Source organism: Caulobacter sp. ALps2, assembly GCF_058681635.1.
Genome location: NZ_CM178743.1, coordinates 2845001 through 2863449 on the forward strand (window position 1 = coordinate 2845001; position 18449 = coordinate 2863449).

The window sequence follows — 18449 nt, forward strand, 5'->3', positions numbered from 1 at the left end:
CGACCCGAAACCAGGTGATCTATCCATGAGCAGGTTGAAGGTAAGGTAACACTTACTGGAGGACCGAACCGGTGAATGTTGAAAAATTCTCGGATGACTTGTGGATAGGGGTGAAAGGCCAATCAAACCTGGACATAGCTGGTTCTCCGCGAAAACTATTTAGGTAGTGCCTCGGACGTATTCCTTGGGGGGTAGAGCACTGAATGGATGCGGGCGGCGCGAGCTGTACCAATTCTAATCAAACTCCGAATACCCAAGAGAACTATCCGGGAGACACACGGCGGGTGCTAACGTCCGTCGTGAAAAGGGAAACAACCCTAACCATCATCTAAGGCCCCCAAGTTCTGGCTAAGTGGGAAACGATGTGGGTTTGCTTTGACAACCAGGATGTTGGCTTAGAAGCAGCCATCATTTAAAGAAAGCGTAACAGCTCACTGGTCAAGCGAACCTGCGCGGAAAATGTAACGGGGCTCAAGCCAGACGCCGAAGGTATGGGTGTGCACTCTGTGCACGCGGTAGCGGAGCGTTCCGTAAGCCGATGAAGGTGAGGCGTGAGCCTTGCTGGAGGTATCGGAAGTGAGAATGCTGACATGAGTAGCGATAAAGAGGGTGAGAGACCCTCTCGCCGAAAGCCCAAGGGTTCCTGCGTAAAGCTAATCTGCGCAGGGTTAGTCGGCCCCTAAGGCGAGGCCGAAAGGCGTAGTCGATGGGAATCAGGTGAATATTCCTGAACCAGTTGGAAGTGACGGATCTGGTAAATTGTCAGGGCTTATTGGATTGCTCCTGGCAGTGAACAGGTCCCTGGAAATAACTCCAACGGAGACCGTACCCGAAACCGACACAGGTGGGCAGGTAGAGTATACCAAGGCGCTTGAGAGAACTGTGCTGAAGGAACTCGGCAAATTGCACGCGTAACTTCGGGATAAGCGTGACTCTCTTTTGGGCAACCAGATGAGAGTGGCACAAGCCAGGGGGTAGCGACTGTTTATCAAAAACACAGGGCTCTGCGAAGCCGCAAGGCGACGTATAGGGTCTGACGCCTGCCCGGTGCCTGAAGGTTAAAAGGAGGGGTGCAAGCTCTGAATTGAAGCCCAGGTAAACGGCGGCCGTAACTATAACGGTCCTAAGGTAGCGAAATTCCTTGTCGGGTAAGTTCCGACCTGCACGAATGGCGTAACGACTTCCCCACTGTCTCCAGCACAGGCTCAGCGAAATTGAATTCCCCGTGAAGATGCGGGGTTCCCGCGGTCAGACGGAAAGACCCTATGAACCTTTACTGCAGCTTCGCCTTGGCGTTAGCAGCAACATGTGTAGGATAGGTGGGAGGCTATGAATCCGGGGCGCCAGTTCCGGGGGAGCCATCCTTGAAATACCACCCTTATTGTTGCTGACGTCTAACCGCGGCCCGTTATCCGGGTCCGGGACATGGCGTGGCGGGCAGTTTGACTGGGGCGGTCGCCTCCCAAAGTGTAACGGAGGCGCGCGATGGTGGGCTCAGACCGGTCGGAAATCGGTCGTCGAGTGCAATGGCATAAGCCCGCCTGACTGCGAGACTGACAAGTCGAGCAGAGACGAAAGTCGGCCATAGTGATCCGGTGGTCCTGCGTGGAAGGGCCATCGCTCAACGAATAAAAGGTACTCTAGGGATAACAGGCTGATTTTGCCCAAGAGTCCATATCGACGGCAAAGTTTGGCACCTCGATGTCGGCTCATCACATCCTGGGGCTGGAGCAGGTCCCAAGGGTTCGGCTGTTCGCCGATTAAAGTGGTACGTGAGCTGGGTTCAGAACGTCGTGAGACAGTTTGGTCCCTATCTGCCGTGGGTGTACGAGACTTGAGAGGATCTGTCCCTAGTACGAGAGGACCGGGATGGACACACCTCTGGTGGACCTGTCATGGCGCCAGCTGTGCAGCAGGGTAGCTAAGTGTGGAATAGATAACCGCTGAAAGCATCTAAGCGGGAAACTAACCTCAAAACAAGGTCTCGCTGAGAGCCGTGGAAGACCACCACGTTGATAGGCCGGGTGTGGAAGTGCGGCGACGCATGGAGCTTACCGGTACTAATAGCTCGATAGGCTTGATCGTTCTTCAGTCAAACCCATGCAAGCGCATGGCTCTACTTCAGACACTGATGTCTTCTTCACAATCCTCCCCCAACGGGCGCAAGCCCGAAGGGAAGAGTGATATCCTTTTCGCTGACCTGGTGGCTTTGCCGGGGGTTCCCCACCCGATCCCATTCCGAACTCGGTCGTTAAGTCCCCCTGGGCCAATGGTACTTCGTCTCAAGGCGCGGGAGAGTAGGTCGCCGCCAGGTCCGCCAAAAGGATATCCTCCAAGCTTAAGTCCAAAACCCTGCCCACAATCTCAAAACACCCTGACGCGGGGTGGAGCAGCCCGGTAGCTCGTCAGGCTCATAACCTGAAGGTCACAGGTTCAAATCCTGTCCCCGCACCCAAGGTCCCGTCAGGGCGGTCAAGGCGCTCGGAGCGCGTTGAAATCACCCCGTCCGATTGCGGTCGGGGTCTTTTTGCATCTGTGCGTGCAATTTAGAGTGGCATTCGCGCAACGCTCCCTGCTTCAAACGCGAATTTTTCTGCCTTTCGCCGTCCTCCGGTCGATATTCTCCGTTCAAAGCCCATAGCGCGTGGCGCGGTTTTGCGTCATGACTTCCGTCGGAAGGACGCGGGCCGACTATCAGCCCGTCGATTGAGGTGTTTGAGGATAATATGGCGAACGGTGTCGTTAAGTGGTTCAACCCGGCCAAGGGCTTTGGTTTCATTCAGCCCGAGGACGGCGGCCAGGACGTGTTCGTCCACATCGCCGCGGTTGAACGCTCGGGCCTGGCGGGCCTGAACGAAGGTGATCAAGTCAACTACGAGCTGGAAGAAGATCGCCGCTCGGGCAAGACTTCGGCCGGCAACCTGCGCGTGACGGGCCAAGGCGCTGTTCCGGCCGGTGGCGGCGGCGGCGCTCGTGGCGGCGCTCGTCCCCCGCGCAGCTTTGACGGTCCGCGCGGTGGCGGCGGTGGCGGCTTCTCGGGCGGCACCGGTGAGAGCGGCACTGGCGTCGTGAAGTGGTTCAACACCACCAAGGGCTTCGGCTTCATCCAGCCGGACAATGGCGGTGGCGACATCTTCGTGCACATCTCGGCCGTGGAACGCGCCGGCCTGCGTGGCCTGAACGAAGGCCAGCAAGTCGGTTACGAACTGGAACAGGACCGCCGCTCGGGCAAGACCTCGGCCGGCAACCTGCGCATCCTCTAGGGTTGCGTCATAAGAAAAGGCCGCCCGGACGGACGGCCTTTTCGGAGACTATTGAGAGGCCCCGCCGACGCTGAGGTGTCGGACGGGGCCTTTCGGCATTCTTGGATAGGGTCAACGAGACCCGTTCGAGAGCCCTCTCCGACCTGATCGAAACGGTCAGTCGGTGACGTGACCCCCTGAAACTCCTCCAGAAATAACTAGAGTCCGCCCCAGGAAAGGGACGGACGAATGAAGCGATCACGGTTCACGGAAGAACAGATCATCGGAATCCTGCGCGAGCAGGAGGCGGGCGTGCCGGTGGCGGACCTGTGCCGCAAGCATGGGCTCAGCTCGCCGACCTTCTACAAGTGGAAGGCCAAGTATGGCGGGCTGGACGTGTCGGAGGCGCGGCGGCTCAAGGCGCTGGAAGACGAGAACGCCAAGCTCAAGCGGATGCTGGCCGAGGCGATGCTCGACAACGTCGCGCTGAAGGATCTGCTGGGAAAAAAGTGGTGACGCCCGCCGCGCATCGGGAGGCCGCCGCCTATCTGGGGTCGGCCTACGAGATGAGCGAGCGGCGGGCGTGCCGGGTTCTGGGCGTGGATCGGACGAGCGTGCGCTACGCGGCCACGCGGACCGACGACGGCGTGCTGCGCGAGCGGCTGAAGGCCCTGGCCCAGGAACGCCGCCGGTTCGGCTATCGCCGGCTGCACGTGCTGCTCAAACGCGAGGGCCATGTCGTCAACAAGAAGCGGATCCAGCGGCTCTATCGCGAGGAGAAGCTGACCGTGCGCCGGCGCGGCGGGCGCAAGCGGGCGATCGGCACGCGGCGGCCTCTGGAGGTCCCGCTGACGCCCAACCAGCGCTGGAGCCTGGACTTCGTCTCCGACCAGATGACCGACGGCCGCCGCTTCCGGATCCTGACGGTGATCGACAACTGCACGCGCGAGTGTCTGGCCCTGGTGGCCGACACCTCGCTGTCAGGCCGGCGAGTGGCGCGCGAGCTCGATGCCATCATCGCCCAGCGCGGGCGGCGGCCCGACACAATCGTCAGCGATAATGGGACCGAATACACCTCCAACGCCATCCTGGCCTGGACCGACGACAGCGGCGTGGGCTGGCATTACATCGCACCGGGCAAGCCCCAGCAGAACGGCTACAACGAAAGCTTCAACGGCCGGCTACGCGACGAACTGCTGAACGAGACCCTGTTCCGGTCCTTGCCGCACGCCCGCGCCGTACTGGAGACCTGGCGGCGCGACTACAACGAGCGCCGGCCGCACTCCAAGCTCGGCTGGATGACGCCCAGGGAGTACGCCAGCGCCTTCTGCGGAGAGACCGGCCGGCACGCTGCGCAGGCTGATAGCTCCGCGCGCCGGCCTCTTGCCACCCACCAACACCAAGGCTCAAATCAACCCAGGACTCTCGTTATGGCTGGATGAGAAATGGGGGTCACGTCATCGGACAAAAAAGGGCTCTAAATCAAAAGCCTGGAGCATCTTGTCGATCGGTTCGGATCGGAAAATGCTCTAGGCGCGCCTCAGACGAAGAAAAGGCCCCGCCGACGGATGTCGCGGGGCCTTCTTGCATTCCCGAGCCTTGGTTTTTCGCCCGAGGTCTTTAAGCCTCCACGCGCGCCCGTTCCGAGGCCGCCTGGTTCACCGCCAGCGCCGTCAGATTGACGATGCCGCGGGCCGTGACGCTGGGCACCAGGGCGTGCACCGGCTTGCTCATGCCCAGCAGCACTGGACCCACCAGCAGCGATTCGGTGGCGGCGCTGAGCAGGGTGAGGCCGATATTGGCCGCGTCCAGGGTCGGCATGACCAGCAGGTTGGCCGAGCCCTTCAGGGGGCTGTCAGCGACCATGCGCTCGCGCAGATGCTGGCTAAGAGCGGCGTCGGCGTGCATCTCGCCGTCGACCTCGAGGTCCGGCGCTTGTTCACGCAGGATGGCCAGGGCCTCGCGCATCTTGCGGGCGGTCGGCGAGTTGCTGGCCCCGAACGACGAGTGCGAGAGCAGGGCGGCCTTCGGCGTCAGGCCAAAGCGGCGGACGGCCTCGGCGGCCAGCTGGGTGCACTCGGCGATCTGTTCGGCGGTCGGGTCGACATTGACGTGGGTGTCGCAGAAAAACAGCGTGCCGTTGTCCAGGATCAGCGACGACATCGCGTAGACGCGGCTGACGTTCTCGCGGCGCGGGATGATCGGCAGGACATAGGTCATGTGTTGCCACCAGTCGCCGCTGCCCCCGACCAGGGCGGCCTCGACATAGCCCGACGACAGCAGCATCGAGGCGGCCACCGTGCGGCGGCCCTCGACGCGGCGCTGGGCGGCGATCGGCGGCACGCCACGGCGGCCGACCAAGCCCTGATACTCGGCCACCAGCGGGGCGAAGAGCTCCTTGTCGGTCTGCGGATCGACGATCTCGACCTTGCCGCCGATGTCCAGGCGTAGGCCCATCTCGGCGATGCGAGCCTTGATGACCTCGCGACGGCCGATCAGCACAGGGTAGGCCAAGCCCTCGTCGACGACGGTCTGGACGGCGCGCAGCACGCGTTCGTCCTCGCCCTCCGCATAGGCGACCTTGACTGGCTGCTTGCGGGCCCGCTCGAACAGCGGCCGCATCAGCTGGCCCGACCGGTAGACGAACAGCTCGAGCTCGGCCTGGTAGGCGTCGAAGTCGGCGATCGGCCGGGTGGCCACGCCGCTGTCCATGGCCGCCTTGGCCACGGCCGGGGCGATCTGCAGGATCAGGCGCGGGTCGAACGGCTTGGGGATGATGTACTGCGCGCCGAACACCGGGGCGACGCCGCCATAGGCCGAGGCCACGACTTCGGAAGCCTCGGCGCGGGCCAGTTCGGCGATGGCCTCGACGGCCGCCACCTTCATCGCTTCGTTGATCTCGCTGGCCCCGACGTCCAGCGCGCCGCGGAAGATGAACGGGAAGCAGAGGACGTTGTTGACCTGGTTGGCGTAGTCGCTGCGGCCGGTGGCCATGATGGCGTCGGGACGGGCGGCCTGGACCAGTTCGGGCAGGATCTCCGGCTCGGGATTGGCCATGGCCAGGATCAGCGGATTGGGCGCCAGCAGTGGCAGCCACTCAGCCTTGAACACGCGCGGGGCCGACAATCCTAGGAAGATGTCGGCGCCGGCGATCACTTCGCCCAGGGTGCGGGCGTCGGTCTGGCGCGCATAGCGGGCCATGTTGTCGAGCATGTCGTCGTCGCGACCCGCGTACACGACGCCCTTGATGTCGGTCAGGGTGACGTTCTCGACGGGCAGCCCCATCGAGACCAGCAGGTCGACGCAGGCCAGGGCGGCCGCGCCGGCGCCCGAGGTGACAAGCTTGACGTCCTTCAGGGTCTTGCCCTGGACGAGCAGGGCGTTGCGGACGGCCGCGGCGCAGACGATGGCGGTGCCGTGCTGGTCGTCGTGGAAGACCGGGATGTTCATCCGCTCGCGCAGGGTGCGTTCGATGATGAAACACTCGGGGGCCTTGATGTCCTCGAGATTGATGCCGCCGAAGGTGGGCTCCAGGGCCGCCACCACCTCGATGAAGCGGTCGGGATCCTCGGCGTCGACCTCGATGTCGAACACGTCGATGCCGGCGAACTTCTTGAACAGGACGGCCTTGCCCTCCATCACCGGCTTGCTGGCCAGCGGACCGATATTGCCCAGGCCCAGCACGGCGGTGCCGTTGGAGATCACGGCCACCAGATTGCCGCGCGCGGTGTAGTCGCGGGCCTTGTCGGGGTCGGCGGCGATGGCTTCGCAGGGCGCGGCGACGCCGGGGGAGTAGGCCAGGCCGAGGTCGCGCTGAGTGGCCATACGTTTGGTGGCTTCGATCGCCAATTTCCCGGGCCGCGGAAGACGGTGGTAGTCCAGGGCGGCTTTACGGAAATCCTCGTCCATCGATCGTTCCTCTGGGCGGCCTGCGCGGCGCGTTCTGCTGCTTCGTCTCGGCGCGAAGCGTCGGGACCTTGCTAGCGGGGTTGGCGCGGCAATTCCAACTCTTCGCCGCCTGTTGGGCGTTTTTTCTTGGTACCGGTACCAGTGCGTGTCCGCGCGAACGGTGATTTCCGGCTCTCACAAGTAATAAATCTATTATATAATGCCTCCGCTTCGGGCGCCTTACGCCCCCTTGTTCGGCGCTCGCCCTTCCATCGCGACCCGTGTGGGGCAAGGCGCTGGACAAAGGCGTCCGGAGCGACCGAGATCGAAGCGGCAAGGCGATCAGAGGGCGGAGCATGAGCGGACTGACGACACACATCCTCGACCAGGCGTCCGGCAAACCGGCGGCCGGCGTGACGGTGCGAGTGTCGCGGCGCGAGGGCGGTAACGTCCACATGCTGGCGGAATTCCGCACGGACGCCGACGGCCGTGCGCGGCTTGTCGCCGGCGAGGCCCTGGAGGTCGGCGCCTACCGCCTGGAGTTCGCGATCGGCGAGCACTTCAAGGCGTCCGGCCTGCCCGTCACCGACCCGCCGTTCCTGGACGTGGTCGTCATTGATTTCGCCGTGTCGAATATCGAACAGCACTGGCATGTGCCGCTGCTGGTCTCGCCGTACGGCTATTCCACCTACCGGGGCAGCTGATGGGCGAGACGATCCGCTTCCTGCTGGATGGCCAGGTGCAAGAGGTCAAAGGGGCCAACCCGACGACGACCCTGCTGGAGCATCTGCGTGGCCCGATGCGGCGGACGGGGACCAAGGAGGGCTGCGCCGAGGGTGACTGCGGTTCGTGCACCGTGCTCGTCGGCGAGGCGGACGGCGCCAATGGAGAAGGGGGTGTCGCCTGGCGCGCGGTCAACAGCTGCATCCAGTTCCTGCCGATGCTGCACGGCAAGGCGCTGATGACGGTCGAGAGTTTGGCCAAAGGCGGTGAGCTGCATCCGGTGCAGCAGGCCATGGTCGACAAGCACGGCTCGCAGTGCGGCTTCTGTACGCCGGGCATCATCATGTCGCTGTACGCCCGGGCGATCGCGGCCAAGGGCGCGACCGCGCCGGTCGGCGAGGTGCTGGCGGGGAACCTGTGCCGCTGCACCGGCTATGGCCCGATCATCGAGGTCGCCCAGGGCGTCGCGGCCGAGGCGGCGCCGGCGGTCGACCTGTCGGCGGTGCGCGACGAGACGATGCTGAGCCTCAGCTATGAGGACGAGATCCACGGTGTCACCCGCACGTGGCTGTCGCCGCGTACGGTGGATGAGCTGGCCCAGGCCTATCTGGAGCATCCAGACGCGACGGTCGTGGCGGGCGCCACGGACGTCGGCCTGTGGGTCACCAAGCAGCGGCGGCCGCCGCCGACCCTGATCAGCGTGTCCGAGGTCGTCGAACTGAAGGCGCTGGAGGAGACGCCCGAAGGCCTGCGCATCGGCGCTGGTGTCCGTTATGTCGACGCCATTGAAGCCGTGGCGACGCTCTATCCCGATCTCGGCGCGATGATGCGGCGGCTAGGTTCGACCCAGGTGCGCAACAGTGGCACGATCGGCGGCAACATCGCCAACGGCTCGCCGATCGGCGACATGCCGCCAGCCCTGATCGCCGCGGGGGCGACCCTGGTTCTGCGCCAGGGTAACGAGCGACGCGAGATGGCGCTCGAGGACTTCTTCCTCGACTACGGCAAGCAGGACCGCCGGCCCGGCGAGTTCGTCGAGGCGGTGATCGCGCCGAAGCTGGACACGGGACGGATCTTAAAGGTCTTCAAGCTGTCCAAGCGGTTCGACCAGGACATCTCGGCGGTGTGCGGAGCGTTCTCGCTGGCGATCGCGGGCGGTGTCGTCACCGACGCTCGCATCGCCTTCGGCGGCATGGCCGGCACGCCCAAGCGGGCCAAGGCCTGCGAGGCGGCGCTGATCGGCCAGTCCTGGAGCGAGGCGACGATCGAGGCCGCGATGGCCGCGCTCGACACCGACTACGAGCCGATGAGCGACATGCGGGCCTCGGCGGCCTACCGGTCGCTGGCGGCGAGGAATATGCTGCGCAAGCTGTTCCTGGAGAGCCAGGACCCAAGCGCGGCAACGCGCGTCACTCCGGAGAGCGCTCATGGCTGACTCCGCAGCCACGGCCCCCATTGTGGAGACCGCGCCGTTCCAAGGCGTGTCCGCGCCGCTGCCGCATGACAGCGCCGCCCGGCACGTGGCGGGTTCGGCGATCTATATCGACGACATGCCCGAGCCGGCCGGCCTGCTGCACGTGGCCTTCGGCATGAGCACCAAGGCGCATGCGAAGATCACCCGGATGGACCTGTCGGCTGTCCGCGCCGCGCCCGGCGTGGTGCTGGTGCTGTCGGCCGACGACATCCCCGGCGAGAACGACGTCAGCCCGGTCATCCACGACGACAAGCTGTTCGCGGACGGCGAGGTTTATTGTGTCGGCCAGAGCCTGTTCGCCGTGGCCGCGACCTCGATCGCCGCCGCCCGCGCCGCCGCCGCCAAGGCCGTCGTCGAGTACGAGGAGCTGCCGGCCGCTATCGACATCGCCGCCGCCCGCGAGATGGACCTGAAGATCGAGGCGTCTCAGCGCATGGCGCGTGGCGACGCCCAAGCCGCGCTGGCGACCTCGCCATACCGCGTCCAGGGCAAGTTCGCGATCGGCGGTCAGGATCACTTCTACCTCGAAGGCCAGATCGCCCTGGCCACCCCGCGCGAAGATGGCGACGTCCACGTCTGGTCCTCGACCCAGCATCCCACCGAGGTGCAGCACCTGATCGCCCGTGTGTTGGGCAAACCCGATCACAGCGTCACCGTCGAGGTCCGCCGCATGGGCGGGGGCTTCGGCGGCAAGGAGACGCAAGCCTCGCTGTTCGCCGCCGCCGCCGCGCTGGTGGCGGTGAAGACCGGCCGCCCCGCCAAGGCGCGTCCGGACCGTGACGAGGACATGGTCATGACCGGCAAGCGGCATGACTTCGAGGCCGCCTACGACGTGGGCTTCGACGACACCGGAAGGCTGACGGGCCTGCTGCTGGAGCTAGCCTCGCGCTGCGGGGCGACCACCGACCTGTCGATGGCGATCAACGACCGGGCGATGTTCCATGCCGACAACGCCTATTTTCTGCCGGCCATCGAGATCGTCTCGCACCGGTTTCGGACGCATACGGTATCGAACACGGCGTTCCGGGGCTTTGGCGGGCCGCAGGGCATGATCGCCATCGAGCGGGTGATGGACGCCGTGGCCGCCGCCACCGGCCTCGATCCGCTGGAGGTGCGCCGCCGCAACCTCTATGGCGGCGAGGGCCGCGACCTGACGCCCTATCACCAGGTGGTGGAAGACAACGTCGCGCCGCAGCTGATCGACGAGCTGGCCGCCTCCTGCGCCTACGAGACCCGCCGTCGCGAGATCGAGGCGTTCAACAGAACCAGCCCGGTGCTAAAGAAGGGCATCGCCCTGACGCCGGTGAAGTTCGGCATCTCGTTCACGACGACGTTCCTGAACCAGGCCGGGGCGCTGATCCATCTCTATGCCGACGGCTCGATCATGCTGAACCACGGCGGGACGGAGATGGGGCAGGGGCTGAACATCAAGATCGCCCAGATCGTCGCCAACGCCTTCCAGGTCGAGATCGGCCGCGTGAAGATCACCTCGACCGTCACCGACAAGGTGCCCAACACCTCGGCCACCGCCGCCTCCTCCGGCGCGGACCTGAACGGCATGGCGGCCCTCAACGCGGCCGAGACCATCAAGGCGCGGCTGGTGGCCTTCGCCGCGAGGAAATGGGGCTGCCCCGAGCACGACATCGCCTTCACGCCCGAAGGCGTGCGGGTCCGCGGCGAGACCTTCGAGTTCGGGTGGTTCATCCGCCAGGCCTATCTGGCCCGGGTGTCGCTGTCCTCGACCGGCTACTACGCCACGCCCAAGATCCATTATGACCGCGCCACCCACACCGGCCGGCCGTTCTACTATTTCGCCTATGGCGCGGCCTGCAGCGAGGTGTTGATCGACACCCTGACGGGCGAGATGAAGGTCACCCGCGCCGACATCTTGCATGACGTCGGCAAGTCGCTGAATCCGGCCATCGACCTTGGCCAGATCGAGGGCGGTTTCGTCCAGGGCATGGGTTGGCTGACGACCGAGGAACTGGTCTACGACGCGCAAGGCCGCCTGCGGACCCACGCGCCTTCGACCTACAAGATCCCGACCATCGGCGACCGACCGGCGCATCTGGACGTCCGACTGTGGAAGGCCGGCCGCAATGTCGAGGCCACGGTGCACCGCTCCAAGGCCGTCGGCGAGCCGCCGCTGATGCTGGCGATCTCGGTGCACAGCGCGATCAACCACGCCGTGGCCAGCGTCGGTGAAGGCAAGGTCTTCCCGCGGTTGGACGCGCCGGCGACGCCCGAGGCGATCCTGATGGCGTGCGAGGACGTCCGGCGGAGAGCCGCCGATGCGTAACTGGGCCCGCGCCGCGCTCGCTCGCCTCGACGCCCATGACGAGGCCGCCCTGGTCACCGTGCTGGCCACCGAAGGCTCCGCGCCGCGTGAGGCCGGGACCAAGATGGTCGTCTGGCGCGGCGGGCAGTCCGGCACGATCGGCGGCGGCAACCTGGAATACCGCGTCGCCGATCAGGCCCGGCGGATGCTGGACGGCGGCCAGGCTCACTTCGCGATCCAGGACTATCCACTGGGGCCGCTGCTGGCCCAGTGCTGCGGCGGCCGGGTGCGCCTGTTCCTGGAGCGCCTGAACGACAACAGCCGCGACTGGTTGACCCAAGCCGCCAGGCGGATGGACGCGGCCCAACCGTTCGAGGTTCGCACCCGCTTCGATCCGGGCCTGCTGACCAAGATGGTCGCGCCGATCCTGGCCACGGACTCTGAAGGACCGGTCGTCTCGTTCGGCCAAGCCGCCGCCACCGCGCGCGGCGCGCGGCCCGAGCTGGGCGATGTGATGGTCGAGCGCGCCGATGCCCCGCGTCCGCCGCTGCTGTTGTTCGGCGCCGGCCATGTCGGTCAGGCCATCGCCAAGGCCTTCGAGCCGCTGCCGTTCCGCCTGGCCTGGTACGACACCCGTCCCGAGACCGCCGACATCCCCGGCGTCACCGTGTTGGACGCCGATGAGATGGCGGCCAAGGCGACAAGCGCGAGCCCCGACGCCTACGGCCTGGTGCTGACCCACGACCACGCTCTGGACTACGCTTTGGTCGCGGCCGGGCTGGCGGGCGGCGGTTTTGGCTATTTCGGGGTCATCGGTTCGAAGACCAAACGCGCCAGGTTCATGCGCCGGTTACGCGATGATGGTTTCTCGGAAGTCGTGCTGACCCGCCTAACCTGTCCCATCGGCCTGCCACATTTGAAGAGCAAGGCGCCGGAGGTGATCGCGGTGTCGGTGGCGGCCGATCTGCTGATGCGCCAGGAAGCGGCGCGAGCCCGAAACGACGAGAAGACCAGTGCAAGCTTATAGGGCGTCGATCCTCCATCTGCTGGATGATCCGACCAAGAACGAAGAGGGCGCGGTCGCCTTCCACAAGGACGGCCTCCTGCTGGTCGAGGACGGCCGCGTGGCCGGCTGCGGCGAGTATGCCGAGCTGTCGCCGTGGCTGGGCGACGCCGAGCTGCACGACCTGACCGGCCACCTGATCACACCCGGCTTCATCGACACCCATATCCATTTCCCGCAGGTCGACGTCATCGCCGCCCACGGCAAGCAACTGCTGGACTGGCTGGAGCAGCACACCTTCCCGGCCGAGGCGGCCTTCGCCGATCCCAAGCACGCGACGGAGACGGCGGCCTTCTTCATCGACGAACTGCTGCGCAACGGCACGACCACGGCCCTGGTGTTTGGCTCGGTGCACAAGGTCTCGGTCGACGCCCTCTTCGCCGAGGCCTTCGATCGTGACATGCGGCTGATCGCCGGCAAGTCGCTGATGGACCGCAATGCGCCCGAGGGCCTGACCGACACGGTCGAGAGCAGCCTCGCCGACATGGAGGCCCTGATCGCCGATTGGCATGGCAAGGGCCGCCTCGGCTACGCCGTCACCCCGCGCTTCGCGATCAGCTGCAGCGACGCCCAGCTGAAGATGGCCGGCGACCTGCTGGCCCTGCATCCCGACGTCTGGATGCAGACCCACCTGTCGGAGAACATCCACGAGATCAAGGAGACGGCCAAACTCTTCCCCAAGGCCAAGGACTATCTGGACGTCTATGACCGCTTCGGCCTGCTGCGCCAGCGCTCGGTCTTCGCCCACTGTGTCCACCTGAAGGGCGAGGCCTTCCAGCGCATGGCGGCCAAGGGCGGGGCGGTGGCGTTCTGCCCGACCTCTAACCTGTTCCTGGGCTCGGGCCTGTTTCCGCTGGAGGAGGCCTGCTCGCACGGGGTGAAGATCGGCATGGGCACCGACGTCGGGGCCGGCACCAGCTTCTCGATCCTCCACACCCTGGGCGAGGCCTACAAGGTCGGCCAGCTGCGCGGCGACGCGCTGGATCCGTTCCATGCGCTGTACCTGGCGACGCTGGGCGGCGCGCGGGCGCTGGACCTGGACAAGGTGATTGGAAACCTGGAGCCAGGGAAAGAGGCCGACTTCGTGGTGCTGGATCTGGCGGCGACGCCGCTGCTGGCGCGGCGGTTGGCCGAGACGAAGAGCCTGGAGAACAAGCTGTTCGCGCTGACGGTGCTGGGGGACGACCGGGTGGTGGCGCGGACGTATCTGGCGGGCGTGGAGCGTTATCGGCGCAAGGCCGCCTAAGAAATCTGCTCCCCCTCTGGGGGAGCTGTCGCAGAGCGACTGAGGGGGCTTCTCCGTATAGGCCGAGCTGCCCCCTCCGGCCCTCTGGGCCACCTCCCCCAGAAGGGGAGGAGAGACTCAATCAGCCGTGCGCCGCCTTCATCGTGTCGGCATACAGCTTCAGCAGCCGATCCCCATCGACCGCCACGGTCGCGGCCTGGATCGGCTGGTCATCCCACGCCGACGGCCCAAACAGCTCACCCTCGGGGCTCTGGCACGTCTGCCCCAGCGTGATGCCCTCGGTCACCACCCGCACCGCCCCGCGCCGCACTTCAAAGAGCGTCGGATCGATCACGAACGCCACCGCCGCCGCGTCATGCACGCAGCAGCCGACGATGCCGTCGCGGCCACCGTAGAACGCCGCATAGGGCTTGGAGATCTCATTGAGGAACCCGCCGGCGTCAGAACCACCCGCCGCCAACGCTTCCATGAACTCCGGCGACATCACCACCTGCGTGGTCACGTCCAGGCTGACCGCTGTCAGGTCCCACGGCGCGGTGAACACCTGATCCGCCGCTTCCGGGTCGTTCCAGATATTGGCCTCGGCCACGGGGGTGACATTGCCCGGCTTGCCGGCCACGCCGAACGCGCCGCCCATGATGACCACGGACTTGAGCAAGGTCGCGACTTCCGGATCGGCCCGCAGCGCCAGCGCCAGGTTGGTCAGCGGACCGACGGCGCACAGCACCACCTCGCCTGGATACTGGCGAGCTAGGTCGATGATCGCCTGGTGGGCCGGCTTGGCTTCCGGCTGGGCGGGAACCAGGCCCGTCAGCTCGACGTCGCCCAGGCCGTTGATCCCGTGCACGAAGGTCGGCGACGGGTTGCGTGGGCGGGTGAGGGGCTTGTCCGTTCCCTTGTAGACCGGCGCCTTCAGGCCGAAACGGTCCTTCAGGTACAGCGCGTTGCGCGTGGTGGTCTCGATGTCGGAATTGCCGAAGATGGTCGTCACCGCGATCAGGTCGAGCGCGGGGCTCGCCTCGATGAACAGCAGCGCCATGGCGTCGTCGATGCCGGGGTCGGTGTCGAAGATGATCTTGGTCGTCATTGGGAGGCTCTAGCGTTTTTCTTGGTCTGAAGCGAGGCGCTGGTCGGCCCCGCCCTGCATCAGGGACACGTGGGCCGAGGCGACTTTCCAGCCGTCGTCGGTGCGGATCCAGGTCTGGCTCTGGCGGCCGATCTTGCCGGTGTCGTCGCGGCGGAACTCGACATTGGCGACGGCGAAGTCGGCGCCGAAGGTGGTGACCTCCGTCCGCAGCCGTGTGCGCGGCGGCGAGCCGCCGGTGCGGCCGATGCGAAAGGCGGCGATCTCCGCGAAACCCCACAGGTTCTCGGCCACGCCCAGCCGCACGGTGTGGGCTGAGTTCCAGAAAGCGCCGTCCAGCGCCGCGACGTCGTTGCTCATCAGCGCCGCCTCATAGGCGTCGACCAGGGCGGTGACCTGCGCCAACACGGCGGGATCGTTGACGATCATAGGGCGCCTTTCGGAGCATGGGCGGCCAGGACGCCGACGCGCTGCAGACGCAGGGCGGCGGCGAAGGCCAGGTCCTCGCGCCAGGCCGGGGCGATGATCTGTACGCCGATCGGCAGTCGCCCCGGACGATTCACCGGTGCGGCGACGACGGGCAGGCCGATATAGCTGATCGGCTGGGTGAAGGCGCCCAGGTTCTTGCGCACCGAGACCGGCGCGCCGTCCATGTCCATGGTGGCCTGGCCGATCGGCGGGGCGGGGCAGACCGACGATGGGGCCAGCAGGATATCGTAGCGCTGGAAGGCCTGGCGGACCTCGTCGCGGAAGATCGTACGGTAGCGCTGGGCCGCCCGGTGCACGCCCTCGGGCAGCAGGGCCCCGGCCAGCAGGCGATCGCGCACGGCGGGGTCATAGTCCATGGCCTGCTTGGCCAGGTCGTCGTGGTGCAGCGCGCCGCCCTCGAAGGCGGTCAGGCTGAAGGCGGCGGCGCGAGCCGCCGCCGCGCCGGGGAGCTGGACCAGGTCGTCGGCCTTCAGCGCCACGGCGACACGACCCAGGGCCTCCAGCACTTCCGGGAACGCGCCCTGCTGGAACCAGCCGCCGAGCACGCCGACGCGCAGAGGCTGTTCGGCCAGGCTGTCGAGACGCGCGGACAGCGGTTCGGCCTCGCGCACGCAGATGTGGTCGCCCTCGGGATCGGCGCCCTGCAGGACGTCATAGGCCAAGACCAGATCCTCGACCGACCGCGCGAACGGGCCGACGTGATCCAGGCTCTCGACGAAGGGGAAGACGCCCTGGCGCGACAGGCGGCCATAGGTCGGCTTCAGGCCAAACACGCCGCACAGGCTGGCCGGGATACGGATCGAGCCGTTGGTGTCCGAGCCCAGTGTAAGGGGCACGAGCCCCGCCGCCACGGCCGCCGCCGAGCCGCCCGACGAGCCGCCGGCGATCCGGCTGGGATCGTGCGGATTGCGCACCGGCCCGTCGTGAGCGTTCTCGGTGACGAAGCCATAGGCGAACTCGTCCATGTTCAGGGCGCCGACCAGGACGCCGCCAGCGGCGGCGAGGCGCTTGATCAAGGTCGCGTCATGAGCGGGGGAGACGGCGCTACGGCGGATCTTCGAGCCGGCGATCGTCGGCAGGCCCTCGACGTCGAACAGGTTCTTCACCGCGAACGGCACGCCGGCCAGCGGACCTACGGGGCGGCCGGCGGCGAGGTCGGCATCGACCGCCTGGGCCGCCGCCAGGGCGCGCTCGGCGGTGACGGTCGTGAAGGCGTTGATCCCGCCATCCAGGCGGGCGATGCGCGAGAGGGTGGCCTCGGTCACGGCCTTGGCGGTGACGTGGCCGGCGCGGATCTCGCCGGCGATCTCGACGACGCTGCAGAAGCTCACGGCTGGAACGTCTCCGGGGGCTCGCCGGCGTGCTCTTCGAGCGCCGAGACGAACAGGCTGGCCTGGGCGCGCAGCAGGGCGACGTTGTCGATCACGCCCGGCAGGATGGCAGGTGGGATCGCCAAGTCGCGCTCGGCGGCGCGAGCGGCGGTCCAAGGCGCGATCTCGACGTCCTTCAGGTTCAGGAAACCCTGTGTCTCGGCATCCAATCCCATGCGGTCCCCAACTGCATAAGTAAGAAAAAACTTCATACACCCGGGTTCGCCGACCGCGCCAGTCCCGCTTGCTTCCGGAACGATAGACCGCCCAAGCCGGCGTCACTCCGCGCGCCGATCGCCCGCCAGACGGGCAGGGCGGGACGATCATGCGCCGAATGGACCGCCACGACTTGGGTCCGCGCCCGCGCCGGCGCGACATGCGCTTGTAAGAAGGAACTTACTTGATGGCGCATCACCGACTGGCTTCGGCCCCCGACACCGTCCGCTTCGGCATGTTCGACGCGGCGTTCGATCCCGTGCTGACGGTGAACTCGGGCGACAGCGTGACCTTCGAGTGCGTCTCGGGCGGCGTCGAGGTGATGCCGCCGCCGGGCTCGCCCCACGCCGTGCCGCCGGCGCTGCGGGCGATCCACGACAGCAAGCCCGAACGCATCGGTCCGCACATACTCACAGGGCCCGTCGCCATCGCCGGCGCCGAGCCGGGCGACATGCTGGAAGTCCGCATCGAAGCGATCGAGCCGAACAACGACTGGGGCTACTGCGCCGTTCGCCCCCTGGCCGGCACGCTGCCCGAGGACTTCCCCGAGCGTTATGTCAGCCACATCGCCGTCGACCCGGCAGCCGGCACGTGCAAGCCCGAGTGGGGCCCCGAACTGCCGCTGGCCCCGTTTTTCGGCACCATGGGCGTCGCGCCGCCGGCCAAGTACGGCCGCCTCTCCAGCCGCGAGCCGCGCGAGCACGGCGGCAACATGGACAACAAGGAGCTGGTCGCCGGCTCGACCCTGTTCCTGCCGGTCTGGGTCACGGGCGCGAACTTCTCCGTCGGCGACGGCCACGGCCGCCAGGGCGACGGCGAGGTCTGCGTCAACGCGCTGGAGATGGGCCTGACCGGGACCTTCACCTTCGTTCTGCACAAGGCGCCCAAGGACGAGGGGGCGTTCAAATGGCCCCGCGCCGAGACGCCGACCCACTACATCCTGATGGGCTTTAACGAGGACCTGGACCTGGCCATGAAACAAGCCCTGCGCCAGACGATCGACTTCATCACGGCGCGTTCGAGCCTGACCCGCGTGCAGGCCTACCAGTTCTGCTCCCTGGCCGTGGACTTCCGCGTCACCCAGACCGTCAACGGCGAAAAGGGCGTCCACGCTTTGCTGGCCAAGGGCCTGCTGTTCTAGGGGCTCCACCTGTGCGCGTGGCGTCGCGATGGCCTGAAAAGCGCCAACATCGCGCGCCGCGCGCCTTTCCCGGAATGCGCCAACTGTGGGAGAATCCCTTGTGGCGTAAGCGCTTGATGTGCCGAAGCGGCACAGCTCGCGCGCCACGCGACCGCCTTTGTCGTTAATTCTCGCCAGAGAGCTGAACCCATTTTGGCGCCGGCCTTGCAGGCCCTAGGTCACGCTTCGGTTGTGT

The 18449-nt window shown here is 66.3% G+C and carries 13 protein-coding genes, 1 tRNA gene, 2 rRNA genes and 2 pseudogenes (1 of these 18 cut by a window edge); 13 read left to right on the plus strand and 5 right to left on the minus strand.

What is annotated here, in order from left to right; all coding sequences use genetic code 11:
- The 7 genes and pseudogenes from ACW173_RS13560 to ACW173_RS13590 all read left to right on the plus strand — a co-directional run.
- Positions 1-2085: ribosomal RNA gene (locus ACW173_RS13560) — 23S ribosomal RNA — on the plus strand; it begins 704 nt to the left of the window's first position.
- Positions 2086-2199: 114 nt separating this feature from the next.
- Positions 2200-2314 (plus strand): 5S ribosomal RNA (rrf, locus tag ACW173_RS13565).
- A 64-nt stretch (positions 2315-2378) separates the two neighbouring features.
- Positions 2379-2455, plus strand: a tRNA-Met gene (locus tag ACW173_RS13570).
- A gap of 271 nt (positions 2456-2726) precedes the next feature.
- Positions 2727-2930 (plus strand): annotated as a pseudogene (locus ACW173_RS13575) (cold-shock protein); the annotation flags it as partial.
- A gap of 138 nt (positions 2931-3068) precedes the next feature.
- On the plus strand, positions 3069-3263 hold the full coding sequence (locus ACW173_RS13580; RefSeq protein ID WP_233206781.1) for a cold-shock protein: 195 nt from the start codon (positions 3069-3071) through the stop codon (positions 3261-3263).
- A 228-nt stretch (positions 3264-3491) separates the two neighbouring features.
- Positions 3492-3644: pseudogene (locus ACW173_RS13585) on the plus strand (transposase); the annotation flags it as partial.
- Positions 3611-4684 (plus strand): IS3 family transposase, encoded by a 1074-nt coding sequence (locus ACW173_RS13590; protein ID WP_492080530.1) that lies wholly within the window; start codon positions 3611-3613, stop codon positions 4682-4684. The pseudogene ACW173_RS13585 and the gene ACW173_RS13590, both read left to right, overlap by 34 nt.
- A gap of 178 nt (positions 4685-4862) precedes the next feature.
- Here ACW173_RS13590 and ACW173_RS13595 read toward each other — a convergent pair whose 3' ends face one another.
- Complete coding sequence (locus ACW173_RS13595; protein WP_492080531.1) at positions 4863-7151, minus strand: NADP-dependent malic enzyme; 2289 nt, start codon at positions 7149-7151, stop codon at positions 4863-4865.
- Between the two features lie 335 nt (positions 7152-7486).
- On the opposite strand from ACW173_RS13595, the gene uraH reads away from it, so the two are divergent.
- The 5 genes from uraH to guaD are packed head-to-tail and all read left to right on the plus strand — an operon-like array spanning position 7487 to position 13914.
- Positions 7487-7834 (plus strand): hydroxyisourate hydrolase, encoded by a 348-nt coding sequence (uraH, locus tag ACW173_RS13600; RefSeq protein WP_492080532.1) that lies wholly within the window; start codon positions 7487-7489, stop codon positions 7832-7834.
- Positions 7834-9288 (plus strand): xanthine dehydrogenase small subunit, encoded by a 1455-nt coding sequence (xdhA, locus tag ACW173_RS13605; protein ID WP_492080533.1) that lies wholly within the window; start codon positions 7834-7836, stop codon positions 9286-9288. Before uraH ends, xdhA begins: the two co-directional genes overlap by 1 nt.
- Positions 9281-11626, plus strand: a complete 2346-nt coding sequence (gene xdhB / locus ACW173_RS13610; protein WP_492080534.1) for a xanthine dehydrogenase molybdopterin binding subunit — start codon at positions 9281-9283, stop codon at positions 11624-11626. Before xdhA ends, xdhB begins: the two co-directional genes overlap by 8 nt.
- Positions 11619-12632 carry a xanthine dehydrogenase accessory protein XdhC gene (gene xdhC / locus ACW173_RS13615; protein ID WP_492080535.1) on the plus strand — a complete coding sequence of 338 codons (1014 nt, stop codon included), beginning with the start codon at positions 11619-11621 and terminating at the stop codon, positions 12630-12632. The genes xdhB and xdhC overlap by 8 nt, the downstream gene beginning before the upstream one ends.
- Positions 12619-13914: a guanine deaminase gene (gene guaD / locus ACW173_RS13620; protein ID WP_492080536.1), complete on the plus strand. Its 1296-nt coding sequence runs from the start codon at positions 12619-12621 to the stop codon at positions 13912-13914. The genes xdhC and guaD overlap by 14 nt, the downstream gene beginning before the upstream one ends.
- Positions 13915-14035: 121 nt before the next feature.
- On the opposite strand, the gene ACW173_RS13625 is transcribed toward guaD, so the two are convergent.
- From ACW173_RS13625 to ACW173_RS13640, 4 genes are read right to left on the minus strand one after another with little or no spacing between them, the layout of a single operon-like run.
- Positions 14036-15001 carry a nucleoside hydrolase gene (locus ACW173_RS13625; RefSeq protein ID WP_492080537.1) on the minus strand — a complete coding sequence of 322 codons (966 nt, stop codon included), beginning with the start codon at positions 14999-15001 and terminating at the stop codon, positions 14036-14038.
- A gap of 9 nt (positions 15002-15010) precedes the next feature.
- Positions 15011-15427, minus strand: coding sequence for an oxalurate catabolism protein HpxZ (gene hpxZ, locus ACW173_RS13630; RefSeq protein WP_492080538.1), 417 nt, complete (start codon positions 15425-15427; stop codon positions 15011-15013).
- Positions 15424-16818 carry an AtzE family amidohydrolase gene (locus ACW173_RS13635; RefSeq protein ID WP_492080539.1) on the minus strand — a complete coding sequence of 465 codons (1395 nt, stop codon included), beginning with the start codon at positions 16816-16818 and terminating at the stop codon, positions 15424-15426. Before ACW173_RS13635 ends, hpxZ begins: the two co-directional genes overlap by 4 nt.
- Positions 16815-17033, minus strand: coding sequence for a hypothetical protein (locus tag ACW173_RS13640; protein ID WP_492080540.1), 219 nt, complete (start codon positions 17031-17033; stop codon positions 16815-16817). The genes ACW173_RS13635 and ACW173_RS13640 overlap by 4 nt, the downstream gene beginning before the upstream one ends.
- A 224-nt stretch (positions 17034-17257) precedes the next feature.
- Between ACW173_RS13640 and ACW173_RS13645 the strand changes: the two genes are divergently transcribed.
- On the plus strand, positions 17258-18214 hold the full coding sequence (locus ACW173_RS13645; RefSeq protein WP_492080541.1) for an acetamidase/formamidase family protein: 957 nt from the start codon (positions 17258-17260) through the stop codon (positions 18212-18214).
- The last annotated feature ends 235 nt before the right edge of the window (positions 18215-18449 follow it).

Bases quoted from the DNA above. Each gene is read 5' to 3' on its own strand.
- ACW173_RS13625 (WP_492080537.1), bottom strand. From the start codon at position 15,001: ATGACGACCAAGATCATCTTCGACACCGACCCCGGCATCGACGACGCC.
- xdhB (WP_492080534.1), top strand. From the start codon at position 9,281: ATGGCTGACTCCGCAGCCACGGCCCCCATTGTGGAGACCGCGCCGTTC.
- uraH (WP_492080532.1), top strand. From the start codon at position 7,487: ATGAGCGGACTGACGACACACATCCTCGACCAGGCGTCCGGCAAACCG.
- hpxZ (WP_492080538.1), bottom strand. From the start codon at position 15,427: ATGATCGTCAACGATCCCGCCGTGTTGGCGCAGGTCACCGCCCTGGTC.
- ACW173_RS13640 (WP_492080540.1), bottom strand. From the start codon at position 17,033: ATGGGATTGGATGCCGAGACACAGGGTTTCCTGAACCTGAAGGACGTC.
- xdhC (WP_492080535.1), top strand. From the start codon at position 11,619: ATGCGTAACTGGGCCCGCGCCGCGCTCGCTCGCCTCGACGCCCATGAC.
- ACW173_RS13595 (WP_492080531.1), bottom strand. From the start codon at position 7,151: ATGGACGAGGATTTCCGTAAAGCCGCCCTGGACTACCACCGTCTTCCG.
- xdhA (WP_492080533.1), top strand. From the start codon at position 7,834: ATGGGCGAGACGATCCGCTTCCTGCTGGATGGCCAGGTGCAAGAGGTC.